Raw genomic sequence first — 24,383 nt, 5'->3', positions numbered from 1 at the left:
GGGCCGGGGTAGTCTGCTCGGGTGAAGAGGAACGACCAGCAGGCGATCGCGGAGTCGCGAGCGGCTATGGTCGACGCTGTGCTGGAGCGCTTCTTCAGCCTATCCAAGAAGCGTGCGGTACCCCTGGGTAGCCACTACGAGCACCTCTGGGGCCTGCTCGAGCGCAACACGCAGGGCGGCAAGCGTTTTCGGCCGCGCATGGTCATGGCCGCCTACGCGGGCCTGGGCGGTTCTGACATGGATGCCGCGGCCTACGTGGGCGCGAGCTTCGAGCTGCTGCACACCGCCCTCATCGTGCACGACGACGTGATCGATCGCGATTTCGTGCGCCGCGGCATCCCGAACATCTCGGGCGCGTACCGCGACCACGCGGTGGATCGCGGGGTGAGCGTCGAGATCGCCGAGCACCGCGGGGTCTCGGCCGCGGTCATTGCGGGCGACCTGGCGCTCTTCAACGCCTACCGGCTCATCGACAAGAGCGGCGTGGGCTCGCCGCTGCGCGAGCGCCTGCTCGATGTGCTCGACGAGGCGATGTTCGCGAGCGCCGCGGGCGAGCTCATCGACGTGGACTTCTCGATCGACCCCGACATGCCGCTCGTCGACGACATCCTCACCATGGAGCGCCTCAAGACGGCCGTCTACTCGTTCGAGACGCCGCTGCAGGCGGGCGCGATCCTCGCCGGGGCGAGCGAGCAGACCGTCGAGACCCTCGGCGACTTCGGGCGCGACATCGGCATCGCCTACCAGATCGTCGATGACGTGCTCGGCGTCTTCGGCGAGGAGGAGGCGACGGGCAAGACGACGATCGGCGACTTGCGCGAGGGCAAGCGCACGGTCATGATCGCCTTCGCCTGCTCGACGCCCGCGTGGGCGCGCCTGTGCGACCTCATCGGCAAGGCCGATCTCAGCCTCGACGAGGCGGACGAGGCCCGCCTGCTGCTTATCGAGTGCGGTGCGCGAGCTTTCGCCGAAGACCTCGCGCGCGGCTACGCCAACCGCGCGCTCGCCCGCCTGGCCGAGCCCCACATCCCCTCCGCCCTGCGCGACGAGCTGCATCCCGTCGCCGAGACCGTGCTGAAACGGGTGCGATGAACCGCTTGAGCCTCTACGACCAGGTCGCCGACGAGACGGCGGGGGTCGTCATCCGGCGGTACTCCACATCGTTCGGCCTCGCGTCGCGCCTGCTCGACGCGCGCGTGCGCCAGCACGTCGAGAACATCTACGCGCTCGTGCGCGTGGCCGACGAGATCGTCGACGGCGGCGTGGCCGAGGCGGGTCTCGACGCCGTGCACGCCGCGCGGTACCTCAACGAGTTCGAGGCCGAGACGAACGCGGCCATGCAGTCGGGCTACTCGACGAACCTCGTCGTGCACGCCTTCGCCCGCACGGCGCGCGAGGGGGGCTTCGGTGAAGAGCTCACCGAGCCGTTCTTCCACTCGATGCGCATGGACCTCACCGACACCGAGCACGACCCCGAGAGCTTCGACCGGTACGTCTACGGTTCGGCCGAGGTCGTCGGTCTCATGTGCCTGCGAGCGTTCGTTCAGGGTCTGGACATGAGCGCCGAGCAGAATGACCGCATGGTCGCCGGAGCGCGCGCCCTCGGAGCGGCCTTCCAGAAGGTCAACTTCTTGCGCGATCTCTCGGCCGACTTCGAGACGCTCGGTCGCAGCTACTTTCCGGGCGTGCGCGTCGACAACTTCACGGAGGAGGACAAGGTGCGGTTGCTCGACGACATCGACGCCGACCTGCGCACCTCGGCCGCGGTGATCCCCGACCTGCCGAAGGGCAGCCGTCGCGCCGTCGCCCTGGCACAGGGCCTCTTCGCCGAGCTCTCGGTGCGCCTGCGCCGCACCCCCGCCGACCAGCTCATCCGGGCCCGCGTGCGCGTTCCCGACCCCGTCAAGGCCCGCATCGCGCTCGGCGCGCTCGCCGGCCGCACCCCCCGCACGTGGTCGCGCGCCGCGGCCCCCTCGAACGGAGCAGCATCATGAGTCGCGTCGTCGTCATTGGTGGAGGGATCGCGGGGCTCGCGAGCGCCGCGCTGCTCGCGCGCGACGGTCACGAGGTGACCCTGGTCGAGAAGCAGCCCGAGGTGGGCGGTCGCGCCGGGTCGTGGGAGAAAGACGGCTTCCGCTTCGACATGGGCCCCTCGTGGTACCTCATGCCCGAGGTGTTCGACCACTTCTTCAAGCTCTGCGGCACGAGCGCGGCCGAGCAGCTGCAGCTCGTGCAACTCGACCCCGGCTACCGCGTCATCACGCAGGGCTTCGACACCCCCACCGACATCGCGGCGTCGCGCGACGAGAACATCGCGCTCTTCGAGTCGATCGAGCCCGGTGCCGGCGCCAAGCTCGAGCGCTACCTCGACTCGGCACTCGACACCTACGAGATGGCCAAGAAGCGGTTTCTCTACACGAGCTTCGCCTCGTTCGGCCCGCTGCTGCGCGGCGACGTGCTCGCCCGCACGGGCAAGCTCGTGAAGATGCTGCTGCAGAACCTCGACGACTACGTGGCCCGGCGGTTCCGCGACCTGCGCCTGCGGCAGATCCTCGGCTACCCCGCGGTGTTCCTGGGCTCGTCGCCCTTCCTGACCCCGAGCATGTACCACCTCATGTCGCACCTCGACCTGACCGACGGCGTGCTCTACCCGATGGGCGGCTTCACCCGCCTCATCGAGCGCATCGCCGTGGTGACCGAGCAGCAGGGTGTGAGCATCCGCACCTCGTCCCCCGTCGCGCGCATCATCGTCGACCCGACCACGAAGCGCACCACCGGGGTCGAGCTCGAGGGCGGCGAGGTGCTCGAGGCCGACATCGTCGTCTCGGCCGCCGACCTGCACCACAGCGAGACCCAGCTGCTGCCCGCCGAGCTGCAGACCTACCCGCAGTCGTACTGGGACAAGAAGACGGCGGGGCCGAGCGCGCTGCTCATGTACCTGGGCATCAGGGGCGAGCTGCCGCAGCTCGAGCACCACACACTGCTGTTCACCGCGAACTGGCGCGAGAACTTCGAGTCGATCTTCGGTGCGCAGCCCACGCTGCCCGACCCGGCCTCGCTCTACATCTGCAAGCCGAGCGGCGTCGACCCCTCGGTCGCTCCCGAGGGCCACGAGAACGTCTTCGTGCTCGTGCCGGCGCCCGCCGACCTCTCGTTCGGCCGCGGCGATGTCGACGGCGACGGCGACACCCCGCTCGAGGTCTACGCCGACCGCATCGTGGCGCAGATCGCCGAGTGGGCGAAGATTCCCGACCTCGCCGAGCGCATCGTCGTGCGGCGCACCTATGGGCCCGGCAACTTCAACGACGACCTCAACGCCTGGCGTGGCACGGCGCTCGGGCCGGCGCACATCCTCTCGCAGAGCGCATTCTTTCGGGCGGGCAACGTCTCGAAGAAGGTCACGGGCCTCTACTACGCGGGCGGCTCGACGATCCCCGGCATCGGCCTGCCGATGTGCCTCATCAGCGCCGAGATCCTGGTCAAGCGCCTGCGCGGCGACACCTCGACGGGCCCGCTGCCCGAGCCGCTCGAGCGCACGGTGCACGCCGACCCCGCCGCGGCCACCGCCTGAGGGCGCTGACGAGCGATGTCCCTCGTGAACTTCGCGTACCTCGCGGCGCTCGCCGTGTCGATCACGGGAATGGTGCTGCTCGACCGCCGCTTCGGCCTGTTCTTCTGGCGCGACGCGCGCCGGGCCGCGATCGTGATGCCGCTCGGCGTCGCCTTCTTCCTCGTGTGGGATCTCGGCGGCATTCTGCTCGGCATCTTCTTTCGCGGGCAGACCGAGTTCATGACGGGTCTGCTCATCGGGCCCGAGCTGCCGATCGAAGAGGTCTTCTTCTTGACGCTGCTCTGCTACAACACGATGAACGCCTATACGGCGGCGGGCGACTGGCTCGACGGCCGGTGGTCGCGCCGGGCATCCACCGCCGCGATCGATGAGGGGGCGGCCGGATGACCTACACCCTTCTCAACGTCGTCTTCTTGGGCATCGTGGCGCTCGTCGCGATCGCGGCCATGGTCGTTCGCCGGGCCCCGCGCTGGCGCGCGGTGGGGCTCGCCGCCGTGCTGCTGCTCGCCCTCACGGCGATCTTCGACAACGTCATCATCGGCACGGGACTCGTGGCCTACGACGACAGCCTCATCAGCGGGGTGCGCATCGGGCTGGCCCCGATCGAGGACTTCGCCTACACGGTCGCGGCGCTCGTGCTGCTGCCCGCGGTGTGGGAGCTGCTGCGCCGCGCGCCCAGCCGCCATGATGGTCAACCGTGAGGACCATCGGTCAGCTGCTCGTCAGCTCGCGCCCCCTGAGCTGGATCAACACCGCATTCCCCTTCGCGGCCGCGTACCTGCTGACGACGGGCCGCATCGACGCGGCGTTCCTCATCGGCACGATCTACTTCCTCATCCCCTACAACCTCGCGATGTACGGCATCAACGACGTCTTCGACTACGAGAGCGACCTGCGCAACCCGCGCAAGGGCGGCGTGGAGGGGGCACTGCTCGACCCGAGCATCCACCGAACGACGCTGTGGGCCGCGGTGATCACGAACGTGCCGTTCCTCGTGGCCCTCGTGGCCCTCGGGTCGCCACTGTCGTGGCTCGTGCTCGCCGTGAGCGTCTTCGCGGTGATCGCCTATTCGGCGAAGGGGCTGCGCTTCAAAGAGAAGCCCGTGCTCGACTCGATCACCTCGTCGACGCACTTCGTGAGCCCCGCGGTCTACGGCCTCGTGCTCGCGGGCGCAGCGTTCACGCCCGCCCTGTGGCTCATCCTCGTCTCGTTCTTCTTGTGGGGCATGGCCTCGCACGCCTTCGGCGCGGTGCAAGACGTCATCGCCGACCGCGAGGGTGGCTTGGCCTCGATCGCGACCGTCATCGGCGCGCGGGCGACGACTCGTCTCGCGGTCGTGGCCTACGCGCTCGCGGGGCTGCTGCTGCTCGGCACCGAGTGGCCGGGGCCGCTCGCGCTGCTCGCGGCCGTGCCCTACGTCGTCATCGTGGCGCAGTTCTGGATGATCACCGACGAGACCGCCGAGACCGCCAATCGGGGCTGGAGGCGCTTCTTGCTGCTCAACTTCATCGCCGGCGCGATCGTGACGATGCTCATGATCTACTGGGCGATCAACCGCTGAGCCCGACCACTACAGTCCGCCGGCGAGCCCGATCGCGACGAGCAGCAGCACCGGCGCGAGGCCGAGAACGACGCTGACGCCGAGCGCGAGCGTTGCGATCGCGCGGCCCCCGAGCCGCGGGGCGGCGCGCAGCGCGAGAAGGGCGGCGAGGGCCGTGAGCGCGGCGATGACGGCCGCGAGGGCGAGCGAGCCGAGCGTGAGCGCGGTCGCATCGATGCCGGGGATGCTCACCGCGCCGGTCGCGACGACCGTCTGCACCACGAAGCCGGCCAGGGTGAATCCGGTTCCTGCGCACGCGAAGGCGGCGGCGCGGTTCGGCCCGGGGCGCATGCTGCGGGCGAGCTCGGGTCCGAAGGCCGAGAAGGGGTCGGGCTCGCGGTGCGGGCGACCCTGCCATGCGGCGCCGTCCCACCACTGCTCGTAGCCGGGGCGCTCGAGCAGCGGCTGCCAGCCGGGTGCCGAGCGGTCGGGATCGAGGTCGTCGTCGCCGATGTCAGAGGGGCCGAGGCTCACAGCTCGTACCGGTAGCCGAGCTCGGCGGGGTACTCGCCGCGTGCGGTCAGCTGCGCGGTGGCCTCGGCGAGGTGGTGCAGCGTGAGGCCGAGGATCTGGGGGCCGAACGAGATGCGGCCGACGCCGAGCTCGGCAAGCCGGGCGAGGGAAATGTACCCGGGATGCGCGAAGACCGCGATCGGCGCCCGAACGGCGGCCACAGCATCCGCCACCATCTGATCGGTGCGCAGGCCGAGCATGAAGATGCTCGTGGCGCCCGCGTCGGCGTAGGCGTTCGCGCGGTCGATCGCCTCGCTCCAGTTGTCGGGCGAGCCGGCGAGCGTGTCGGTGCGCGCGTTGATCGCGAGTGGAACCCCGGCTGCATCGGCCGCGGCCCGCACGGCGGCGACGCGCTCGGCGGCCTCGGCGAGGGGGCGGCGCGCGCTCGTCGCACCCGCGAGGGAGTCCTCAATGTTGAGACCGGCTGCGCCCGCCTCGATGAGGCGTGCGACGTTCTGGCGCACCCCCGCCGCGTCGGGCGCGTAGCCGCGCTCGAAGTCGACGCTCACGGGCAGCTCGGTCGAGGCGGTGATGCGCGCGGCGGCGGCGAGGGCCATGTCGACCGACATGCCCTCGCCGTCGTCGACGCCGAGCGAGAAGGCCACCGAGTGGCTCGCGGTCGCGAGCGCGCGCACCCCGGGGGTGCGGGCGACGATGCGGGCCGTCATGGCGTCCCACACGTTCACGACGACCAGGGGATCGCCCGCGACGTGCAGGGCGGAGAGCGCGGCGGCCTTCTCGGCGGTAGAGGTCATGCCTCTACGGTCTCACGATCGCTGTGGCGTTCGCCGCATCGGCCGTGGTGTCCGTGGTGTCCGTGGTGACCGCGGTGGTGCCCGCGGCCGGGCCAGCGACCGTGACCCGGGCTCCCACCGGGCATGCCCTGGCTCTCGTTCCAGCCCAGGTTGCGGGCCATGCGCTCGAGCGTCGCCATGGTCGTGGCGTAGTCCTCGTCGCTGATGCCCTCGCGGGCGGCGTCGTCGAGGCCGCGGTAGTACTCGTGCGCCAGGGCGCGCTTGCGCCAGGCGGCGATGCGCATCCAGCGACGAGGGTTCATCGATTCAGCGTCGAACGCCGGCCGGCCGGTCGGTTCTGAGGGGTTCTTCATGGGTTTTCTCCTTCGGGAAATGTCTATGTCATGTGACAACGAATGTCACCATACATATATTCCCAACCCCGCACAACCGGCGGCTGACCGCTCACGGCGAACACGATGGTTGTACCGTGACATCTGTGGATGCCCAGCCCGACGACCTCGACCCCATCGCGGCGATCGAGCGCGCCGTGAGCGAGCTGCGCCGATCGAACGGGCGCCCCGGCACGGCCAGCCACCAGCCCGGTCAGCACGGGCCCTTCGGGTGGAAGGGCGGCCGGCACGAGCATCCCTTCGCCAACATGGCCCGCTACCGCCTGCTCTCGACCCTCGACCGCCTCGGCGACGGAGCGAGCGTGAGCGAGCTCGCGGCCGGTATCGGCGTCGACCAGCCGCGCGCGAGCCGCGTCGTCGCCGACTGCGTCGAGCGGGGCCTCGTGACGCGATCGACCGATGCGGCGGATGCCCGGCGCAGCGTCATCGCCCTCACCGACGCCGGGCGCGCTGTACTCGACGAGCGGCGCCGCGAGCGCCGCGCGGCGGTCGAGCGTGCGCTCGACGGCTTCACCCCCGACGAGCGGGCGCAGTTCGCGGCGCTGCTCGCGCGCTTCGTCGCGGGCGGCCGCGCGAGCTGACCCGCCGCGGGCAAACGCTCGGCGCGACCGGTCCGAATACCGTGCAGACCCCGCCCGCCGAACCGGAGAGCCCGCGATGACCGCTCTGACCCTGCTGACGACCATGACCGCCGAGACCTCGGCGGCGATGGCCGACATGATGCCCGTCGGGGGAGACCTCACGGCCCACGCGCTCGGTCTCGTGCTGGCGCTCAGCGCCTTGGCGGCCGGCGCCGTCGTCGCGGTCGGTCCCGGCCGTCGCCCGGCGGCCGCTGCTCGAGGGCGCCGCGCCGCGCGCTGAGGCGCATCCCGACCCCGTCGCCCCGCGTGCGGCAGAGTCCCAGCCGGGGCGCGCCGTTCTCCCGGCCGCGCTTGCGACGATGCCGCATGAGCACCCTGCGCCTGCGCGACTACCAGCCCTCTGACATGGATGCGATCCTGCGCCTGTGGGACGAAGTGCGCCACGAGGGCGTCGAGCCCGTCTACGCGCTCGCCGAGGTTCTCGCCTCGTGCGAGAAGGATCACGCGGTCGTCGCGGTGCACGACGACGCCGTGCTTGGCATCGTCGTGGCCCGTGCCGCCCACGACCAGGGCTGGATCGTCTTTCTCGCCGTCACCGCCGCAGCGCGCGGCGCGGGCATCGCGGGCTCGCTGCTCGCCGCGCTCGAGCAGCGCATGGCGCCGCAGGGCCTGACGCGCCTGTCGATCCTCGTGCCCGACGCGCAGCAGCAGCACGGCGCGCTCACGAAAGCCGGCTTCGCCGACCGCGCGCACCTCAGCTACTTCGAGCGCGAGATCCCCGTGAAGCAGCGCGAGCTGACGGCGCTGCGCGAGCTCGGCGGGCGCATCCTGCCCCGCGACCTGTGGGGATCGATCGCGGGTATGCAGGCCGAGAAAGAGCTGCTCGAGCGGCGCCTCGTGCTGCCGCTCGCCGACCCGGCGCTCGCCGAGCAGTTCGGCGTCGAGCCGCCGCGCTCGATCGTGCTCTTCGGCCCGCCGGGCACGGGCAAGACGACCTTCGCGAAGGCCGTGGCCTCGCGCCTGCAGTGGCCCTTCGTCGAGGTGTTCCCCTCGCGGCTCGCGCACGGGCCGCAGGGCCTCGCGGGCGGGCTGCGCGAGACCTTCGCGACGATCGCCGAGCTCGACCACGTCATCGTCTTCATCGACGAGGTCGAAGAGATCGCGGCGCAGCGCGGCGGCGAACCGCCCTCGGCCATGCAGGGCGTCACGAACGAGCTGCTCAAGATCATCCCCGCGTTCCGGGATGCTCCGGGCCGGCTCCTCATCTGCGCGACGAACTTCATCCGCGCCCTCGACGACGCCTTCTTGCGCCACGGCCGCTTCGACTACGTCATCCCCATCGGGCTGCCGGATGCCGCGGCGCGCGCCGCGATCTGGTCGCGCTACGTGCCCGATTCGGTCGAGGGCGAGGTCGACCTCGAGCGGCTCGTCGCCGCGAGCGACGGCTACTCACCCGCCGACATCGAGTTCGCGGCGCGCTCGGCGTCGCAGGCGGCACTCGAGCAGTCGGTGTTCGGGGCAACGGGTGCAGGCATCCGCGGCCCCTCGACCGACGACTACCTCACGGCGATCGCCCGCACGCGCGCAACGGTGTCGGCCGAGGTCGCGGGCGAGTTTCGCGAGGACATCGCGGCCCTCGCCCGCACCTAGCGGGCTAGGAGGCCGTGGCCGGCGGTGCCTTCACGAACAGCAGCATGATGCCGCCCGCGAGCAGCACGAGCGTGATGCCGAGGATTCCGAAGAGCGTCTGGTTCGCGGCGACGGCGATGAAGACGCCCCACAGCAGCGAGGCCATCCAGCCGGCCGCGCGGCCCGTGGTCGCGTAGAGGCCGAAGACCTCGCCCTCGCGACCCGCGGGCGTCACGCGCGCGAGGAACGACCGCGAGGCGGCCTGCGCGGGCCCGACGAAGGCGGCGAGCACGATGCCGACCGCCCAGAAGAGCCCCGCGCCGAGGTCGGCGAAGAAGAAGACGATGAGCGTGCAGATGACGAGCCCGAACACCGAGACGAGGATCACGCGCTTGGGTCCGAACCGGTCGTCGAGGCGCCCGGCGAGGATCGTCGAGATGCCCGCGACGATGTTGAGCGCGATGCCGAAGATGACGAGGTCGGTGAAGCCGAAGCCGAAGACGATGCCGGCGATGACCGAGCCGAAGGTGAAGACCGCCGAGAGGCCATCGCGGTAGACGGCGCTCGCGAGCAAGAACCAGAAGGTCGGGCGGGTCTCGCGGTAGAGGCGCACGACGCCGCGCACGAGCTCGACGTAGCTGCGGAAGAAGCCGACCTTCTCTGCCGTGACGAGCTTGGGCGGCTCGGGAACGCTGAGGAAGATGGGGATGACGAAGATGATCGTCCAGATCGTGGCGCCGAGGGCGATGAGCTGGAAAGTCGAGCCCGACTCGCCGTCGAGCACGCCGCCGAGGATGAGCCCGACGACGATCGTCAGGGCGACGATGCCGCCGAGGTAGCCGAAGCCCCAGCCGAGGCCCGAGACCTTGCCGATGGTCTTCGGGGTCGAGACCGATATGAGCAAGGCGTTGTAGTTGACGCCCGCGATCTCGCCGAAGACGCTGCCGACGGCGATGAGCGCGACGCCCATCCAGAACCATTCGGCGCCGGGCTGCACGACCACGAGCCCGAGCTGGGCGACGACGAGCAGCGCCGTGAAGATGAAGAGCTGCAGCTTCTGCCGCCCGGCGCGGTCGGCGCGCTGGCCCATGACAGGGGCGAGCAGCGCGATGAGCAAGCCGGCGATCGTGATGCCGTAGCCGAGGTTGCTCGCGAGCTGACCGAGCGCGGCTTCTTCGCCGTCGGTGCCGACGATCGACGGATCGACGAAGAAGGTGCTCGTGAGAAAGCTCGGCACCCACACGAAGGTCAGCAGCACGGTGTTGAACGGCTGCGTGGCCCAGTCCCAGAAGGCCCACGCGAAGACCCGCTTGCGGGGCACCTCGATGCCCTCTTGCAGGTCGAGCCCCATGACCCCCACGGCCCCCGTGTTGGCGGTGACCGGGATCGACTTATCGGTGGACTTCTCTGTCATGCGCTCACGCTACCCCGCGGGGGTAAACGGCAGGTAGCGCGAAACGGCGTCGGTTTCGTGCGGCCGCCGGGCGGGCGAGGCTGAGAGTTGAGCCAGAGCGACGCAGGTTTGCGCCGCTCGACTTGACAGCGGGCATCCCGAATCTCAAACTTGATACATCGCGACTCAACCTTTCGCGGCTGCAGACTTCGCAGTACTGATCCAGAAGGAGCACCACCATGGCTCGTGCCGTCGGCATCGACCTCGGAACCACCAACTCCGTCGTCTCTGTTCTCGAGGGTGGAGAACCCACCGTCATCGCCAACGCGGAGGGCTTCCGCACGACCCCGTCGGTCGTGGCCTTCACGAAAGACGGTGAAGTGCTCGTCGGCGAGACCGCGAAGCGCCAGGCCGTCACCAACGTCGACCGCACCATCGCGAGCGTCAAGCGCCACATGGGCACCGACTGGAAGCAGGAGATCGACGACAAGAAGTACACCCCGCAAGAGATCAGCGCGCGCATTCTCGCCAAGCTGAAGCGGGATGCTGAGCAGTACCTGGGCGAGAGCGTCACCGACGCCGTCATCACGGTGCCCGCCTACTTCAACGACGCCGAGCGCCAGGCCACGAAGGAGGCCGGCGAGATCGCGGGCCTCAACGTGCTGCGCATCATCAACGAGCCCACCGCGGCCGCCCTGGCCTACGGCCTCGACAAGGGCAAGGAGGACGAGCTCATCCTCGTCTTCGACCTCGGTGGCGGTACCTTCGACGTCAGCCTGCTCGAAGTAGGCAAAGACGACGACTTCAGCACCATCCAGGTGCGCTCGACGGCGGGCGACAACCGCCTCGGCGGCGACGACTGGGACGGCCGTGTCGTCAGCTACCTCATCCAGCGCTTCAAAGAGACCACGGGCGTCGACGTCAGCAACGACAAGATCGCCAAGCAGCGCCTCAAGGAGGCCGCGGAGCAAGCGAAGAAAGAGCTCTCGAGCTCGACGAGCACCAACATCCAGCTGCCGTACCTCTCGCTCACCGAGAACGGCCCCGCCAACCTCGACGAGACCCTCACGCGCGCCAAGTTCGAAGAGCTCACGAGCGACCTGCTCGACCGCACGAAGAAGCCCTTCGAAGACGTGATCCGCGAGGCCGGCGTCAAGGTGGGCGACATCGCGCACGTCGTGCTCGTCGGCGGCTCGACCCGCATGCCTGCGGTGACCGAGCTCGTCAAGAAGCTCACGGGTGGCCAGGAGCCCAACAAGGGCGTCAACCCGGACGAGGTCGTCGCCGTCGGCGCGGCCCTGCAGGCCGGCGTGCTGAAGGGCGAGCGCAAAGACGTTCTGCTCATCGACGTGACCCCCCTGAGCCTCGGCATCGAGACCAAGGGCGGCATCATGACGAAGCTCATCGAGCGCAACACGGCGATCCCCACCAAGCGCAGCGAGACCTTCACGACGGCCGACGACAACCAGCCTTCGGTCGCGATCCAGGTCTTCCAGGGCGAGCGCGAGTTCACGCGCGACAACAAGAACCTCGGCACGTTCGAGCTGACGGGCATCGCTCCCGCTCCGCGGGGCATCCCGCAGATCGAGGTCACCTTCGACATCGACGCCAACGGCATCGTGCACGTGAGCGCGAAAGACAAGGGCACCGGCAAGGAGCAGTCGATGACCATCACGGGTGGCTCGTCGCTCGCGAAGGAGGACATCGAGCGCATGGTGCGCGAGGCCGAAGAGCACGCTGCCGAAGACAAGGAGCGTCGCGAGAAGGCCGAGGTGCGCAACAACTCCGAGCAGCTCGTCTACTCGATTGAGAAGCTCATCAAGGAGAACGACGACAAGCTGCCCGACGACGTCAAGGGCGAGGTGCAGGCCGATGTGGATGCGCTCAAGACCGCGCTCGCCGGTGACGACGACGCGGCCGTGAAGACGGCGTTCGACACCCTCAACGCCTCGCAGTCGAAGCTCGGTGAGGCCATCTACGCGGCCTCGCAGATGGAGCCGACGCCCTCGGAGGACCAGGAGACCCCCGTCGCCAACGACGAGGACGTGGTCGACGCCGAGATCGTCGACGATGAGGATGACAAGCCGGCCGACGGCAAGGACGCGAAGTAGTCATGGCGGCCAAGAAGCGCGACGGCGACGAGCCGTACGAGCCCGATGAGCCGCTCGCCGAAGACGGTGCGCCGACCGACGCGGAGTCGGTCGACGACCTGATCGCGGCCGAGGACGCCGATGTCGAGGTGTCAGAGAGCGGCAACTCGCTCGACGCCGACATCGACCACATCCTCAGCGAGGCCGGGCAGCGCGAGATCGAGGAGTACCGCGATCGCGCCGCCCGCGCCGAGGCCGAGTTGGCGAACTTTCGCACGCGCGTCGAGCGCGACCGCGCCGCGAACCGCGAGGCGGTCATCGCCGAGGTCATCCGCTCGCTGCTGCCCGCCATCGACGACCTCGATCGGGCGGCGGCGCACGGCGACCTCGAGGGCAGCCCCCTCGAGCTCGTCGCGCAGAAGCTGCGGCAGGCCTTCGAGCGCTACGGCCTGCGGGCCGTCGGCGTGGTCGGCGAGCCCTTCGACCCGGCGGTGCACGAGGCGATCGTGCAGCTGCCGAGCGCCGAGGCGACCACGCAGACCGTGGCCGACGTCATCGAAGGCGGCTACGCCCTCGGCGACCGACTCGTGCGGCCGGCGAAGGTGGCCGTCTCCGTTCCTCAGGGCTAGGTGATCCATGGCCAGCCAGGACTGGTTCGATAAGGACTTCTACGCCGTCCTCGGCGTGACGAAGACGGTGACGGATGCTGAGCTCAAGAAGGCGTACCGCAAACTCGCTCGGCAGTACCACCCCGACTCGAACCCGGGCAACGCGGCGGCCGAGGCGCGCTTCAAAGAGATCAGCGAAGCGCACTCGGTGCTGAGCGACCCCGCGCAGCGGGCCGAGTACGACCAGATCCGCGCGATGGGATCGGGCGCGCGGTTCACCGCGGGCGGTGCTCCAGGCGGCTTCGACGACGTCTTCGGCGGCATGTTCGGCGGCGGTGCGGGCGGCAGGCGCACCGCTCCGGGCGGCTTCGACGACATCTTCGGCGGGCTCTTCGGCAACGGCGCGCCCGGCCAGGCGCCCGGCGGGCGCCGATACGGCGGCCCCACAAAGGGCCGCGATCACGCCGCCTCGGTCGGCCTCGAGTTCACGACGGCCGTGCACGGCGACACCGTGACCCTCGAGCGTCCTGGCGGGGGAAAACCCATCCAGGTGAAGATCCCGGCCGGGGTCGCCGACGGTCAGAAGATCCGCTTGCGCGGCAAGGGCGAGCCGAGTCGCGACGGCGGCGAGGCCGGCGATCTGGTGCTGACGGTGCAGGTGCGCCCGCATCCGGTGTTCAGTCGCGACGGGCTCAATCTGCGAGTGGATGTTCCCGTCACGTTCGTCGAGGCGGCCCTCGGTGCCACGATCGAGGTGCCGACGCTCGGCGGCGAGCCCGTCAAGCTGCGGGTTGCAGCCGGCACGCCGAGCGGGCGCGTGCTGCGCGTCAAGGGGCGCGGACTCACGACTCCGAAGGGCACGGGCGACCTGCTCGCGACCGTGCAGGTGGCCGTGCCCTCGCACCTCTCGGCCGAGGCGGTGAAGCGCCTCGAGCAGTTTGCCGCGGCGCTGCCGCCCGAGAACCCGCGCGACGAGCTCATCGCTCGGGCGCGCGCGTGACGAAGACACGGTGATCGGGGCACAATGACGGTCATGGACGAGCACAGCCCGATCTTCGCGATCGCCGTGGCCGCCGAACTCGCGGGCATGCACCCGCAGACCCTGCGGCAGTACGACCGGCTGGGGCTCGTCTCGCCCACGCGCACGGCGGGCCAGAGCCGCCGCTACTCGATGCGCGACGTCGTGCAGCTGCGCGAGATCGCGCGGCTGAGCGCCGAGGGGCTCAACCTCGAGGGCATCCGCCGCATTCTCGAGCTCGAGAACGAGGTGGTCGCGCTGCGGGCCCGCGTGCACGAGCTCGAAGCGGCGCTCGCCGACGAGCTACTCGCGCGCCCCGGTCGACGGGTATTCGCCGCGGGCGTCGAGGGCGAGGTCGTGTCGATCAAGGCTGGGACGCGCGCGCAGAAGTCGAACCAGCTCGTCGTCTGGCGACCGCTGCGCCGCGGCTAGCCCGCGGTCGTCGCGACGACGGCGTCGGCCGCGCGCGGCAGCGTGACTGTCAGCCGGGCCCCGCCGAGCGGTGAGCGCTCGATCACGATTTGCCCCTCGAGCAGCTCGACGAGCGATTTGACGATCGAGAGCCCGAGCCCCGTGCCGGGTGTCTGGCGCTTCGAGGCGTCGGCGCTGCGAAAGAAGCGCTCGAAGACCCGCGGGTGGTCTTCGTCGCTGATGCCGGGGCCCGAGTCGTCGATCACGAGCCGCACCGTGCCGCCCTCGCACATCGTCGTCACCCGCACGAGCCCCTCGGCAGGCGTGAACTTGATCGCGTTGGCGAGCAGGTTGGTGGCGATGCGGCCGAGCGCGTTGGCGTTGCCCATGACGGGGGTCGGTGTGGGGCACAGCTCGGTCTCGACGGTGACCCTGCCATCGCGCGCGGTGGCCGCCTGATCGGCGACGGCATCGCCGACGATCGTCGTGAGGTCGATGGCGCTCGACTCGCGCACGGGGTTGGGCGCGGTCATGCGGCCGAGCTCGAGCAGCTCTTCGACCATCTCGGTGAGGCGCATTGCGTTGCGCAGAATGATCTCAGAGGCCTGGCGCTGCTCGTGGGCCGCGGTCTCGTGCAATTCTTCGGCGAAGCCGACGATGCTCGTGATGGGCGTGCGCAGCTCGTGGCTCACGGCCGAGACGAAATCGTCTTTCTGCTGCGAGAGCGCCCGCATCTCGTCGGCGACCGTGCGCTCGCGCTCGACCGCGTCGGCCATCGCGCGCTGCGCGGCCACGAAGTTGCTGATGTCGACGAGCTGCAGGCCGAGCACCGAGTCGCCGTCGGCCGTCGGCACGCGCCGGCCGTGCACCTGCACCGTGCGGTCGTCGCCGACGAGCACCTCGGTCGTGAGATCGTCGACGCCGCTTGCGACCCAGGCCTCGATGAGCGGGTCGAACCACGAGGCGTCGACGAGCTCGGCCGCGACGTCGTTGATCTCGAGGATGCTCGGGCTCGCGCCGGGCACCGCGCGAACGAACATCGAGCCCACCTGCGAGCCGACGAACCCGCCCCTCAGCATCGTGGCGCGTCGCTCGTTCTCGGCCCGCAGTTCGGCCCGCTCGCTGCGCACGACGGTGAGAAACTGCACGGTGAGGGCGATCGAGAGCAGGTACACCTGCACGAGCAGGGTGGGTGAGACGCCCGGATCGGGCGTGGCGTAGGGCCCGCCGCCGAGCACCGTCAGCACCGAGCCGATGGCCCCGAGCAGCACGAGCTCGATCGTGGCGACGATCGGCACGAATCGTACGGCGGCCCAGCCGAAGAAGGGGAACAGCAGGGCGCCGATCGCCTCGTTCTGGAACGGCGCGAACACCGTGAGCGTCACGAGGGTCGTCAACACGAGCTGCACAACGAGCTCGACCTGCTGCCCGCGCGGCGGCTTCGGCAGCGGCACGAGCGCGAGGGGCACGATCAGCAGCAGCGCCGAGAGGTGCGAGGGCACGAGCGCCGCGAAGCTCGCGAGCGGGTCGGCACCGACGAGCAGGGCGAACGAGGCCATGCCGATGAGGCCGACGACGCTCGCCGCGGCAGCGCTCGCCGCGATGAACCGCACGAGCCCGCGCGTGGTCGAAAGCATCGCCGATCGCCCTTGCGGCCCGAGCACCGTGAGGAAGACGACGAGCTCGAAGACGACGACGACCACGGCCCACCCGGCGAACTCGAGCGGTCGACCGATCACGAGGTTCGAGAGCGCGGCCATCGCCCCGACGATCACGAGCACCTGCCAGCGGGGTCCGCGGTAGACGAGGGCGAGCAGGGCGCTCGAGCCCGCGGCGGGCCACCAGATGGCGGCCGTACCGCCCGTCGGGGTCAGGTACAGCGCGACGAAGCCCAGCGCGAAGGTGAGCAGCGCGAGTCCCCCGATAAGGGCGAGGTAGGCGGGCCGCCCGAGCTCGCGCGAGCGCTGCACGAGGCCGACGGCGCCGAGCAGCGCGGCGTCCTCCTGCTGCAGGTCGCGTTGACGAAGGGGCCTCACACGGCCGACAATAACCCTCGCAAGGGGAAATTGGGGTTGCCGACATGGCACGGATTCTGATCGCTGAGGATGAGCCAGACATCCTGCTGCTCGTCGAGCGCCGACTCGCCCGCGACGGGCACGAGATCGTCACCGCCGACAACGGCACCGATGCTCTGCGCCTCGCCCTTGATGAGCGCCCCGACCTGCTCGTGGTCGACTGGATGATGCCCGGATTGAGCGGGGTCGAGGTGTGCGCGGCGCTGCGCGCGCATCCTGATGCGGGCACGACGCGCGTGCTCATGCTGACGGCGCGGGCGCAGGAATCGGACCTCGCTGCCGCTTACGAGGCGGGGGTTGACGAGTTCGTGATCAAGCCGTTCCGACCCGGCGAGCTGCAGCAGCGAGTCGCAGAACTGCTCGACCGCGCCTGATCAACCACCCCGGCCGCACTAGGGTGACGGGCGTGACCGCTGTCGAGAACGCCGCGCTCGATGCGCTGCTGGCGGGCCTGCGCCGCCGCCCCGACCTCGAGGCGCCCGAGCTGCGCGCGTGGGACGCCGCCGATCGATACCTGCTCGACTCCGCGGCCCCGTTTCTGGCCGCGGCGCCGTCCGTTGTCGTCATCGACGACACGCACGGCGCCCTCGCGCTCGGTGCGCTCGCGCTCGGGGTGGGGGGCGTGCGGGTGCACCAGGATTCGCTCGTCGCGCAGCGCGCGCTCGAGGCGAACGCCGTCGACGCGGGCCTCGCCGCGGTCGAGCAGCACCCCCTCGAGACCGTGATGACGCCGGATGCTGCGCTCGCGCTGCTGCGCCTGCCGCGCTCGCTCGACCGGCTCGATGCGGTGGCGCGGCACCTCGCCGCGCACGCGCATCCTGACGCCGTGCTCATCGCGGGCAACATGCTCAAGCACATGACGCCCGCCCAGAACGATGTGTTGCGCGCGAGCTGGCAGCAGGTCGACGTCTCGCTCGCGCGCGGCAAAGCGCGCCTGCTCACGGCGCGGGGGCCGCGCCGACTCGCGCCCGCGGCGCCTGCCCGCGGGTACGACCCCCAGCACGAGCTGCACATCGTGGCCGTGCCGGGGGTGTTCGCCGGCGCATCCCTCGATATCGGCACGCGCGCCCTGCTCGACGCCGCCGAGGATATGCCCGCCTTCGCGACCGCGATCGATCTGGCGTGCGGCTCGGGCGTGCTCGCGGCGTACCTGGCCCGGCGCGAGCCCGGCGCCCGCGTGATCGCGAGCGATGTCTCGGCCGTGGCGGTTCAGAGCGCGGCGCTCACGGCGGCCGCGAACGGCGTGCACGTCGAGACCGTGCACGACGACGGCCTCGCGCGCCAGCAGGCGGCCAGCGCCGATCTCATCGTGCTCAACCCGCCGTTCCACGTGGGGGCCGCCGTGCACACGGGCATCGCCCGGCGGCTGTTCAACGAGGCCGGTCGCGTGCTGCGGCCCGGCGGCGAACTGTGGGCGGTGTGGAACAGCCACCTCGCCTACGCGCCCGCGCTCGAGCGCGCCGTGGGGCCCACCCGCCAGGTCGCGCGCACGGCGAAGTTCACGGTCACGGCATCGCGCCGACGCTGAGCACGCTGCGTCTCGCTACTGGTCGCGGTATCGCACGGCCTGCGCGAGCTTCGCGACGAGCTCGCTCGCGGTGAAGCGCGGGCCGTAGCCGGGGGTGTCGCGCTGGATGCGCCAGCTCTCGGCGAGTGCGCCGCCGGCGACCGCGTCGAAGCCGATCTCGTCGATGAGCGCGCTCACGCGCTCGGCGGCCGCCGCGTCGTCGCTGTAGACCATGAGCGCGCGGCGATCGGGTGTGCTCGCCGCCTGCGCGTGCTCGGCGATGTGCAGCGCGGGAATGTGGGTGAAGGCCTTCACAACCGTGGCGCCGGCGAGATGCCGCGCGACGTACTCGGCCGTCGTGAGGCTCTCGTCGTCGAGCTCGGCGATGTGCCCATCGCGCGCGGGGTAGTAGTTGTTCGTGTCGATGACGATGCGCCCGTCGAGCAGCGTGCTCGGGATGCTCGTGACGGCACCGAGGGGAATCGTCACGACGACGAGGTCGCCGGCCTGCGCCGCCTGCTCGACGGTGCCCGCGGTGGCGAGCTCGCCGAGCTCGGCCGCAAGCGCGGCGAGCGAGGCCGGGCCGCGCGAGTTGGCGATGACGACGGGGTGCCCCGCCGCCGTGAACGCGCGCGCGAGCGCGCTGCCGATGTTGCCCGAGCCGATGATGCCGATCGCAGAGGTCATGCCCGTCTCAAGCGGCCCCGTTCGCTCGGTATTCCCCCGAGAACGTGCGGGTAGCGTTCGCCACGAGCGCAGGCGTTCGCGCCTGCTCATCTGGCGCGACGGCGCGCCGCGTCGTAAACTTGAGTCGTCACGACTCAGGTTTGTCGTCACTCACGTCTCAGGAGAGCACACGATGGCCAACATGCAGGGCGCCCCCTCCAGTCAGGAGCAGCAGAAGTCTGCCCTCGAGCAGTACGGCGTCAACCTCACCGAGATCGCCCGCTCGGGCAAGCTCGACCCCGTCATCGGCCGCGACGCCGAGATCCGCCGCGTCAGCCAGGTGCTCAGCCGCCGCACGAAGAACAACCCCGTGCTCATCGGCGAGCCCGGCGTCGGCAAGACCGCCGTCGTCGAGGGTCTCGCGCAGCGCATCGTCGCGGGCGATGTGCCCGACTCGCTCAAGGACAAGCAGCTCGTCGGCCTCGACCTGGCCGCACTCGTGGCGGGCGCGAAGTACCGGGGCGAGTTCGAAGAGCGGCTCAAGGCCGTGCTGAAAGAGATCGACGAGTCGAACGGCCAGGTCATCACCTTCATCGACGAGCTGCACACGCTCATGGGCGCGGGCGGCGGCGATGGCTCGGTCGCGGCCGCCAACATGCTCAAGCCCATGCTGGCCCGCGGCGAGCTGCGCATGATCGGGGCCACGACCCTCAACGAGTACCGCGAGTACATCGAGAAAGACGCCGCGCTCGAGCGCCGATTCCAGCAGGTCTTCGTGGGCGAGCCGACGGTCGAAGACACCGTCGCCATCTTGCGCGGCCTGAAAGAGCGCTACGAGGCGCACCACAAGGTCGCGATCGCCGACAGCGCTCTCGTGGCCGCGGCATCCCTCAGCAATCGCTACATCACTAGCCGGCAGCTGCCCGACAAGGCCATCGACCTCGTCGACGAGGCCGCGAGCCGCCTCAAGATGGAGATCGAGTCGAGCCCCGTCGAGCTCGACGAGCTCAAGCGCGCCGTGACCCGGCTCGAGATCGAAGAGCTCGCGCTCAAGAAGGAGAAAGACGAGGCCTCGAAGGCGCGACTCGCGAAACTGCGCGATGAGCTGAAAGAGAAGACCGCGCAGCGGGATGCCCTGCAGCAGCGCTGGAGCATCGAGAAGTCGGGGCTGACCGCCGTCGGCGAGCTCAAGACGCGCCTCAACGACGCGCGCATCGCGCTCGACCGCGCCATGCGCGAGGGCGCGTACCAGCAGGCCTCGAAGCTCAACTACGAGATCATCCCGGGCATCGAACGCCAGCTCGCCGAGGCCGAGAGCGTCGAGAGCGGCCCGCGCATGGTCAACGACCAGGTGACCGACGACGACATCGCGGCGGTCGTCGCGGCGTGGACGGGCATCCCCGTCGACAAGCTCACGCAGGGCGAGACCGAGAAGCTGCTGACGCTCGAGGCCGAGCTGGGCAAGCGCATCATCGGCCAGAAAGACGCGGTCGCCGCGGTGAGCGAGGCGGTGCGGCGCACGCGCGCGGGCATCAGCGACCCCGATCGCCCGACCGGCTCGTTCCTCTTCCTCGGCCCGACCGGCGTCGGCAAGACCGAGCTCGCGAAGGCCCTCGCCGACTACCTCTTCGACGACGAGAAGTCGATGGTGCGCATCGACATGAGCGAGTACGGCGAGAAGTTCAGCGTCTCGCGGCTCATCGGCGCCCCTCCCGGCTACGTCGGCTACGAGCAGGGCGGGCAGCTGACCGAGGCCGTGCGTCGCCGCCCCTACTCGGTGATCCTGCTCGACGAGGTCGAGAAGGCGCACCCCGAGGTCTTCGACCTGCTGCTGCAGGTGCTCGACGACGGTCGCCTCACCGACGGCCAAGGCCGCACGGTCGACTTTCGCAACACGATCCTCATTCTCACCTCGAACCTCGGCTCGCAGCTGCTCATTGACCCGGCCCTCGACTGGGCGGCCAAGGTCGCGGGCGTCAACGACATCGTGCGCCAGGCCTTCAAGCCCGAGTTCGTCAACCGGCTCGACGACATCGTCGTGTTCTCGCCATTGTCGACCGACGACCTCGGCCAGATCGTCTCGCTGCAGATCGACCGCCTCGAGCGCCGCCTCGCCGAGCGACGCCTGCAGCTGGCGGTGACGCCGGATGCCCGCACCTGGCTCGCCGAGCGCGGCTACGACCCCGTGTACGGCGCGCGGCCGCTGCGCCGGCTCATGCAGCACGAGATCGACGACGCGCTCGCCCGCGCCATCCTCTCGGGCGCGATCAGCGACGGCGACGTCGTGCGGGTCGACGTGTCGCCGGGGCGCGACGACCTCGTCGTCGAGCGCATGGCGGTCGACTAGCGGCGCGCCGGGCACTTAGCCGAGAGCCGCGCTCACCGCGAGCCCGATCACGAGCGCGCCGCCGACGAGCGCGGTGACGCGCGCCCCCGTCGGGCCAGTGAGCACCCGCCCGACGAGCGAGCCCGCTGTCGTCAGAAGCAGCTGCCAGCTGAGCGAGGCGGCGAAGGCCGCGAGCACGAAGACCGTGCGCGCCGCGGCGCCGGCGTCGACCGCGAGGGTCGAGCTGCCGACGAGCGCCGCGAAGTAGACGACCGTCACGGGGTTGACGAGCGTGAGCGCGCCGACCGTCACGAACAGGCGGCGGAAGGTCGTGGTGCGCACGCGCGGCGCAGGCGCAGCATCCGCCCCGCCCGAATCGCCGTCGAGAGAGGCCGCCTCGACGGGCGCGGTGCGCGGGCGCAGGCCCGGCAGGGCGAGCACGACGCCGAGCACGAGCAGCACGGCGACCGAGATCCAGCGCAGGGGTTCTTCGACCTGCGCGATGAGCGGCGCGATGACGGCGCCGGCGGTGACGGCGATCGTCGCGTAGAGGCCGTCGACCGTCGCGGCGCCGAACGCCCCGCCCGCCGCGATGCGCGCCCCGTGCTGGGCACCGAGCGTGATGAGCAGGGCGGCGATCGCGCCCACGGGCACGGCGATGGCGTAGCCGGCGATGACGCCCGCGACGAGTGCGTCGAGCACGGTGCTCCTCTCGATCGGCGGCCCGCAGGCCGGACCGACGAGACTACAACAGCGCCGGCATGACCTCGTTCTCGAACAGCTCGATGCCGCTCGTGTCGTAGGCGGCCTCGGCGAAGTAAGTGATCGCGTAGGTCATGCCGAGCGACTGCATGCCCTGCAGCCGCTCGATGATCTGCTCGGGCGTGCCCGCGAGCCCCGCGCCGTTGCGCAGGTCGGCGACGGCCTTCGTCGCGCGCTCGGCGCCGATGAACCGCGTCAGCCGCGCCTCGATCGCGGCGATGCGGTCGGCCACCTCGGACTCGTCGCGGCCGATGACCGTGTTGTAGTTCGACGAGCGCGTGATCGCCTCGAAGCTCGTGCCGAGCCGCTCGCAGTGCCCGCGCAGGATCTCGCTCTTGGCCGCGAACTCTTCGGGGCTGCCGCCGAAGTTCGTGTACTGGCCGTACTGCGCGGCGATGCGCAGCGTTACCTTCTCGCCGCCGCCGGCGATCCAGAGCGGGATGCCCGCCGTCTGCACGGGCAGCGGTCGAACGATCGCGCCGTCGACCTGAAAGTAGCGGCCGTCGAGGGTCGCCGTGCCCTGCGACCAGGCCTGCCGCATGATCTGCACGCCCTCGTCGAGCGCGCGCAGGCGGTCGCCGATCTCGGGGAACCCGTAGCCGTAGGCGCGCCACTCGTGCTCGTACCAGCCTCCGCCGATGCCCATCTCGACGCGGCCGCCCGACACGTGGTCGACGGTGGCGGCGACCTTCGCGAGGTAGGCAGGGTTGCGGTAGCCCATGCACGTGCACATCTGGCCGAGCCGCACGCGCTCGGTGACGGCGCCGAAGGCCGACATGAGACTCCAGGCCTCGTGCGTCGCCTCGTCGCTCGGCACCGGCACGGTGTGGAAGTGGTCGTAGACCCAGATCGACTCCCACCGGCCGGCGTCGGCGTGCAGCGCGAGGCGCTTCATCACCGCCCACTGCTCGGTCGGCTCGATGTCGACGAGGTCGTGGCGCCAGCCCTGGGGAATGAAGAGTCCGAATCGCATGGACTCCACGCTACGCCTGCGGACCGGCCTTCCGGGCGTCGTGCTTTGCCTTCGCCGCCTTCGCGGCGGCGCCGGCGCGCTTGGCGAGCTCGACCCCCTGCCGGTTGAGCCGCTTCGCCCGCTCGCTCTCGGTGCCGAGAATGGCGAGGCCCCCGAGCGCGATGAGGGTGCCCGGCCCGGGCAGCGGCATGAGCACGACGCCGAGGCCGACGGTCGTGCCGCCGACGACCTTCACGCCTGTGCGGTAGGCCTTCTCGAGCGTCGGCCGGCGGCGGATCGCCTCGCGGGCCGAGGCCGCCGCCGAGCGCGGCTTCGTGATGCGCGGTGCGGCGCCCGCGGCCTCGTACCCGGGGTCGCCGGGCTGCAGGATGCGCGGGTCGGGGCTGCTCACCCCTCCAGCCTGATCGTCGCAGCTTGGAGGCGACTCAGAACCCGCTACCGGGTGAGCTCTTCGCGCACGACCTGCAGAAAGGCGTCGATGTCGGCCTCGGTCGTGTCGAAGGCGCACATCCAGCGCACCTCGCCGCGGGCGCGGTCCCAGTCGTAGAACCGCACGCGCTCGCGGATCCTGTCGGCGGCGTCGTTCGCCAGGAGTGCGAACACGGCGTTGGCCTGCGTGGTCTGGCTGAAGCCGAGCGACCCGGCGGGCACCGAGCCGTCGGCGAGCATCCCCTCGAGGCCCGCGCGCAGGCGCGCCGCCATGGCGTTGGCGTGGGCGGCCGAGCGGATGCCGAGCCCCTCGTCGAAGAGCGTCAGCAGCTGCGCCGAGATGAAGCGCATCTTGCTCGCGAGCTGCATGTTCATCTTGCGCAGATAGACGAGGCCGTCGACGCGCGTGGGGTCGAGCACGACGATCGCCTCGGCGCCCATCAGGCCGTTCTTGGTGCCGCCGAGCGAGAGGATGTCGACGCCGGCGTCGGCCGTGAAGGCGCGCAGGCTCGTGCCGAGCGCGGCGGCGGCGTTCCAGACCCGGGCGCCGTCGAGGTGAAGGGCCATGCCGCGCGCGTGCGCGTGGTCGGCGAGGGCGCGCACCTCGTCGGGCGTGTAGACCGTGCCGACCTCGGTGGTGTTCGTGATGCTCACGGCGAGCGGCTGCGCGCGGTGCTCGTCGCCCCAGCCGAAGGCCTCGGTGTCGACGAGCTCGGGGGTGAGCTTGCCGTCGGGGGTCGGCACGGTGAAGAGCTTGAGGCCGCTCACACGCTCGGGCGCGCCGCCCTCGTCGGTGTGGATGTGCGCCGTGCCGCTCGCGATGACGGCGCCCCAGCGCGGCATGAGCGCCGTGAGCGCGAGCACGTTGGCGCCCGTGCCGTTGAAGACGGGGAAGACCTCGGCCTGCTGGCCGAACTCGGCCTTCACGACCTCGGCGAGGCGGGCCGTGTACTGGTCTTCGCCGTAGGCGATCTGGTGGCCGCCGTTGGCCTCGGCGAGGGCGGCGAGCACTTCGGGGTGCACGCCGGCGTAGTTGTCGCTCGCGAAGCCGCGGCGGGTGGTGTCGTGGATTCGGGTCACGTGC

The 24,383-nt window shown here is 70.7% G+C and carries 26 protein-coding genes; 16 read left to right on the top strand and 10 right to left on the bottom strand.

The window, feature by feature from the left end; all coding sequences use genetic code 11:
- Positions 1–21: 21 nt before the first annotated feature.
- Genes ACK4HH_RS04320 through ACK4HH_RS04295 form a run of 6 tightly spaced genes read left to right on the top strand, consistent with a single transcriptional unit; the run spans position 22 to position 5,132 of the window.
- Positions 22–1,092: a polyprenyl synthetase family protein gene (locus ACK4HH_RS04320; protein WP_409648624.1), complete on the top strand. Its 1,071-nt coding sequence runs from the start codon at positions 22–24 to the stop codon at positions 1,090–1,092.
- Complete coding sequence (locus ACK4HH_RS04315) at positions 1,089–1,994, top strand: phytoene/squalene synthase family protein (protein WP_409648622.1); 906 nt, start codon at positions 1,089–1,091, stop codon at positions 1,992–1,994. Before ACK4HH_RS04320 ends, ACK4HH_RS04315 begins: the two co-directional genes overlap by 4 nt.
- Positions 1,991–3,571: a phytoene desaturase family protein gene (gene crtI / locus ACK4HH_RS04310; protein ID WP_409648620.1), complete on the top strand. Its 1,581-nt coding sequence runs from the start codon at positions 1,991–1,993 to the stop codon at positions 3,569–3,571. Before ACK4HH_RS04315 ends, crtI begins: the two co-directional genes overlap by 4 nt.
- A gap of 15 nt (positions 3,572–3,586) precedes the next feature.
- The gene (locus ACK4HH_RS04305; protein ID WP_409648618.1) at positions 3,587–3,958 is read left to right on the top strand and encodes a lycopene cyclase domain-containing protein; all 372 of its coding nucleotides are present in this window, start codon (positions 3,587–3,589) and stop codon (positions 3,956–3,958) included.
- Entirely contained in the window at positions 3,955–4,272 is a 318-nt protein-coding gene (locus ACK4HH_RS04300) for a lycopene cyclase domain-containing protein (protein ID WP_409648616.1), read from the top strand. Before ACK4HH_RS04305 ends, ACK4HH_RS04300 begins: the two co-directional genes overlap by 4 nt.
- Positions 4,269–5,132: a prenyltransferase gene (locus tag ACK4HH_RS04295; RefSeq protein WP_409648614.1), complete on the top strand. Its 864-nt coding sequence runs from the start codon at positions 4,269–4,271 to the stop codon at positions 5,130–5,132. The genes ACK4HH_RS04300 and ACK4HH_RS04295 overlap by 4 nt, the downstream gene beginning before the upstream one ends.
- A gap of 9 nt (positions 5,133–5,141) precedes the next feature.
- Here ACK4HH_RS04295 and ACK4HH_RS04290 read toward each other — a convergent pair whose 3' ends face one another.
- From ACK4HH_RS04290 to ACK4HH_RS04280, 3 genes are read right to left on the bottom strand one after another with little or no spacing between them, the layout of a single operon-like run.
- Entirely contained in the window at positions 5,142–5,645 is a 504-nt protein-coding gene (locus tag ACK4HH_RS04290; protein ID WP_409648612.1) for a hypothetical protein, read from the bottom strand.
- Positions 5,642–6,439 carry an isocitrate lyase/phosphoenolpyruvate mutase family protein gene (locus ACK4HH_RS04285; protein WP_409648611.1) on the bottom strand — a complete coding sequence of 266 codons (798 nt, stop codon included), beginning with the start codon at positions 6,437–6,439 and terminating at the stop codon, positions 5,642–5,644. Before ACK4HH_RS04285 ends, ACK4HH_RS04290 begins: the two co-directional genes overlap by 4 nt.
- Positions 6,436–6,792: a hypothetical protein gene (locus ACK4HH_RS04280; protein WP_409648609.1), complete on the bottom strand. Its 357-nt coding sequence runs from the start codon at positions 6,790–6,792 to the stop codon at positions 6,436–6,438. Before ACK4HH_RS04280 ends, ACK4HH_RS04285 begins: the two co-directional genes overlap by 4 nt.
- Before the next feature lie 125 nt (positions 6,793–6,917).
- Between ACK4HH_RS04280 and ACK4HH_RS04275 the strand changes: the two genes are divergently transcribed.
- The 3 genes from ACK4HH_RS04275 (at position 6,918) to ACK4HH_RS04265 (ending at position 9,062) form a co-directional block, all read left to right on the top strand.
- On the top strand, positions 6,918–7,412 hold the full coding sequence (locus ACK4HH_RS04275) for a MarR family winged helix-turn-helix transcriptional regulator (RefSeq protein ID WP_409648607.1): 495 nt from the start codon (positions 6,918–6,920) through the stop codon (positions 7,410–7,412).
- Positions 7,413–7,488: 76 nt separating this feature from the next.
- Positions 7,489–7,692 carry a hypothetical protein gene (locus ACK4HH_RS04270; RefSeq protein ID WP_409648605.1) on the top strand — a complete coding sequence of 68 codons (204 nt, stop codon included), beginning with the start codon at positions 7,489–7,491 and terminating at the stop codon, positions 7,690–7,692.
- An 86-nt stretch (positions 7,693–7,778) separates the two neighbouring features.
- The gene (locus ACK4HH_RS04265) at positions 7,779–9,062 is read left to right on the top strand and encodes an ATP-binding protein (protein ID WP_409648603.1); all 1,284 of its coding nucleotides are present in this window, start codon (positions 7,779–7,781) and stop codon (positions 9,060–9,062) included.
- 4 nt (positions 9,063–9,066) lie between these two features.
- On the opposite strand, the gene ACK4HH_RS04260 is transcribed toward ACK4HH_RS04265, so the two are convergent.
- Positions 9,067–10,455, bottom strand: a complete 1,389-nt coding sequence (locus ACK4HH_RS04260) for an MFS transporter (RefSeq protein WP_409648601.1) — start codon at positions 10,453–10,455, stop codon at positions 9,067–9,069.
- Positions 10,456–10,673: 218 nt separating this feature from the next.
- Between ACK4HH_RS04260 and dnaK the strand changes: the two genes are divergently transcribed.
- From dnaK to ACK4HH_RS04240, 4 genes are read left to right on the top strand one after another with little or no spacing between them, the layout of a single operon-like run.
- Positions 10,674–12,545, top strand: coding sequence for a molecular chaperone DnaK (gene dnaK / locus ACK4HH_RS04255; RefSeq protein WP_409648599.1), 1,872 nt, complete (start codon positions 10,674–10,676; stop codon positions 12,543–12,545).
- Positions 12,546–12,547: 2 nt separating this feature from the next.
- Positions 12,548–13,153, top strand: a complete 606-nt coding sequence (locus tag ACK4HH_RS04250) for a nucleotide exchange factor GrpE (protein WP_409648597.1) — start codon at positions 12,548–12,550, stop codon at positions 13,151–13,153.
- Between the two features lie 7 nt (positions 13,154–13,160).
- Entirely contained in the window at positions 13,161–14,132 is a 972-nt protein-coding gene (locus ACK4HH_RS04245) for a DnaJ C-terminal domain-containing protein (protein WP_409648595.1), read from the top strand.
- Positions 14,133–14,165: 33 nt separating this feature from the next.
- Positions 14,166–14,582 carry a heat shock protein transcriptional repressor HspR gene (locus ACK4HH_RS04240; RefSeq protein WP_409648593.1) on the top strand — a complete coding sequence of 139 codons (417 nt, stop codon included), beginning with the start codon at positions 14,166–14,168 and terminating at the stop codon, positions 14,580–14,582.
- Here the strand turns inward: ACK4HH_RS04240 and ACK4HH_RS04235 are convergent.
- Positions 14,579–16,597 (bottom strand): ATP-binding protein, encoded by a 2,019-nt coding sequence (locus ACK4HH_RS04235; protein ID WP_409648591.1) that lies wholly within the window; start codon positions 16,595–16,597, stop codon positions 14,579–14,581. The two genes, ACK4HH_RS04240 and ACK4HH_RS04235, sit on opposite strands and share 4 nt — an antisense overlap.
- 44 nt (positions 16,598–16,641) lie before the next feature.
- Here ACK4HH_RS04235 and ACK4HH_RS04230 point away from each other — a divergent pair, with 44 nt between their 5' ends.
- Together ACK4HH_RS04230 and ACK4HH_RS04225 are read left to right on the top strand one after the other, a co-directional pair.
- A complete protein-coding gene (locus ACK4HH_RS04230; RefSeq protein ID WP_409648589.1) occupies positions 16,642–17,010 on the top strand; it encodes a response regulator transcription factor in 369 nt (122 codons plus the stop codon).
- Between the two features lie 32 nt (positions 17,011–17,042).
- Positions 17,043–18,164 (top strand): class I SAM-dependent methyltransferase, encoded by a 1,122-nt coding sequence (locus ACK4HH_RS04225; protein ID WP_409648587.1) that lies wholly within the window; start codon positions 17,043–17,045, stop codon positions 18,162–18,164.
- Between the two features lie 15 nt (positions 18,165–18,179).
- Here ACK4HH_RS04225 and ACK4HH_RS04220 read toward each other — a convergent pair whose 3' ends face one another.
- Positions 18,180–18,830 (bottom strand): NADPH-dependent F420 reductase, encoded by a 651-nt coding sequence (locus ACK4HH_RS04220; RefSeq protein ID WP_409648585.1) that lies wholly within the window; start codon positions 18,828–18,830, stop codon positions 18,180–18,182.
- Between the two features lie 172 nt (positions 18,831–19,002).
- On the opposite strand from ACK4HH_RS04220, the gene ACK4HH_RS04215 reads away from it, so the two are divergent.
- Entirely contained in the window at positions 19,003–21,156 is a 2,154-nt protein-coding gene (locus ACK4HH_RS04215; protein WP_409648583.1) for an ATP-dependent Clp protease ATP-binding subunit, read from the top strand.
- Between the two features lie 15 nt (positions 21,157–21,171).
- Here the strand turns inward: ACK4HH_RS04215 and ACK4HH_RS04210 are convergent, their stop codons facing one another.
- From ACK4HH_RS04210 to ACK4HH_RS04195, 4 genes are read right to left on the bottom strand one after another with little or no spacing between them, the layout of a single operon-like run.
- A complete protein-coding gene (locus tag ACK4HH_RS04210; protein WP_409648581.1) occupies positions 21,172–21,837 on the bottom strand; it encodes a LysE family transporter in 666 nt (221 codons plus the stop codon).
- A 43-nt stretch (positions 21,838–21,880) separates the two neighbouring features.
- Positions 21,881–22,870, bottom strand: a complete 990-nt coding sequence (locus ACK4HH_RS04205) for an LLM class F420-dependent oxidoreductase (protein WP_409648579.1) — start codon at positions 22,868–22,870, stop codon at positions 21,881–21,883.
- A 10-nt stretch (positions 22,871–22,880) separates the two neighbouring features.
- The gene (locus ACK4HH_RS04200; RefSeq protein WP_409648577.1) at positions 22,881–23,261 is read right to left on the bottom strand and encodes a PGPGW domain-containing protein; all 381 of its coding nucleotides are present in this window, start codon (positions 23,259–23,261) and stop codon (positions 22,881–22,883) included.
- A gap of 44 nt (positions 23,262–23,305) precedes the next feature.
- Positions 23,306–24,379, bottom strand: coding sequence for a threonine aldolase family protein (locus tag ACK4HH_RS04195; protein ID WP_409648575.1), 1,074 nt, complete (start codon positions 24,377–24,379; stop codon positions 23,306–23,308).
- Positions 24,380–24,383 lie beyond the last annotated feature (4 nt).

Origin of the sequence: Microcella sp., assembly GCF_046296455.1 — a bacterium.
GTDB lineage: Bacteria > Actinomycetota > Actinomycetes > Actinomycetales > Microbacteriaceae > Microcella.
Note: the sequence above shows the minus strand (reverse complement) of the source record. Positions and strands in the feature narration are given on the sequence as shown.

Bases quoted from the DNA above. Each gene is read 5' to 3' on its own strand.
- ACK4HH_RS04250 (WP_409648597.1), top strand. From the start codon at position 12,548: ATGGCGGCCAAGAAGCGCGACGGCGACGAGCCGTACGAGCCCGATGAG.
- ACK4HH_RS04220 (WP_409648585.1), bottom strand. From the start codon at position 18,830: ATGACCTCTGCGATCGGCATCATCGGCTCGGGCAACATCGGCAGCGCG.
- ACK4HH_RS04260 (WP_409648601.1), bottom strand. From the start codon at position 10,455: ATGACAGAGAAGTCCACCGATAAGTCGATCCCGGTCACCGCCAACACG.
- ACK4HH_RS04240 (WP_409648593.1), top strand. From the start codon at position 14,166: ATGGACGAGCACAGCCCGATCTTCGCGATCGCCGTGGCCGCCGAACTC.
- ACK4HH_RS04205 (WP_409648579.1), bottom strand. From the start codon at position 22,870: ATGCGATTCGGACTCTTCATTCCCCAGGGCTGGCGCCACGACCTCGTC.
- ACK4HH_RS04245 (WP_409648595.1), top strand. From the start codon at position 13,161: ATGGCCAGCCAGGACTGGTTCGATAAGGACTTCTACGCCGTCCTCGGC.
- ACK4HH_RS04300 (WP_409648616.1), top strand. From the start codon at position 3,955: ATGACCTACACCCTTCTCAACGTCGTCTTCTTGGGCATCGTGGCGCTC.
- ACK4HH_RS04230 (WP_409648589.1), top strand. From the start codon at position 16,642: ATGGCACGGATTCTGATCGCTGAGGATGAGCCAGACATCCTGCTGCTC.
- crtI (WP_409648620.1), top strand. From the start codon at position 1,991: ATGAGTCGCGTCGTCGTCATTGGTGGAGGGATCGCGGGGCTCGCGAGC.
- ACK4HH_RS04215 (WP_409648583.1), top strand. From the start codon at position 19,003: ATGGCCAACATGCAGGGCGCCCCCTCCAGTCAGGAGCAGCAGAAGTCT.
- ACK4HH_RS04270 (WP_409648605.1), top strand. From the start codon at position 7,489: ATGACCGCTCTGACCCTGCTGACGACCATGACCGCCGAGACCTCGGCG.
- ACK4HH_RS04315 (WP_409648622.1), top strand. From the start codon at position 1,089: ATGAACCGCTTGAGCCTCTACGACCAGGTCGCCGACGAGACGGCGGGG.
- ACK4HH_RS04285 (WP_409648611.1), bottom strand. From the start codon at position 6,439: ATGACCTCTACCGCCGAGAAGGCCGCCGCGCTCTCCGCCCTGCACGTC.
- dnaK (WP_409648599.1), top strand. From the start codon at position 10,674: ATGGCTCGTGCCGTCGGCATCGACCTCGGAACCACCAACTCCGTCGTC.
- ACK4HH_RS04305 (WP_409648618.1), top strand. From the start codon at position 3,587: ATGTCCCTCGTGAACTTCGCGTACCTCGCGGCGCTCGCCGTGTCGATC.
- ACK4HH_RS04265 (WP_409648603.1), top strand. From the start codon at position 7,779: ATGAGCACCCTGCGCCTGCGCGACTACCAGCCCTCTGACATGGATGCG.
- ACK4HH_RS04280 (WP_409648609.1), bottom strand. From the start codon at position 6,792: ATGAAGAACCCCTCAGAACCGACCGGCCGGCCGGCGTTCGACGCTGAA.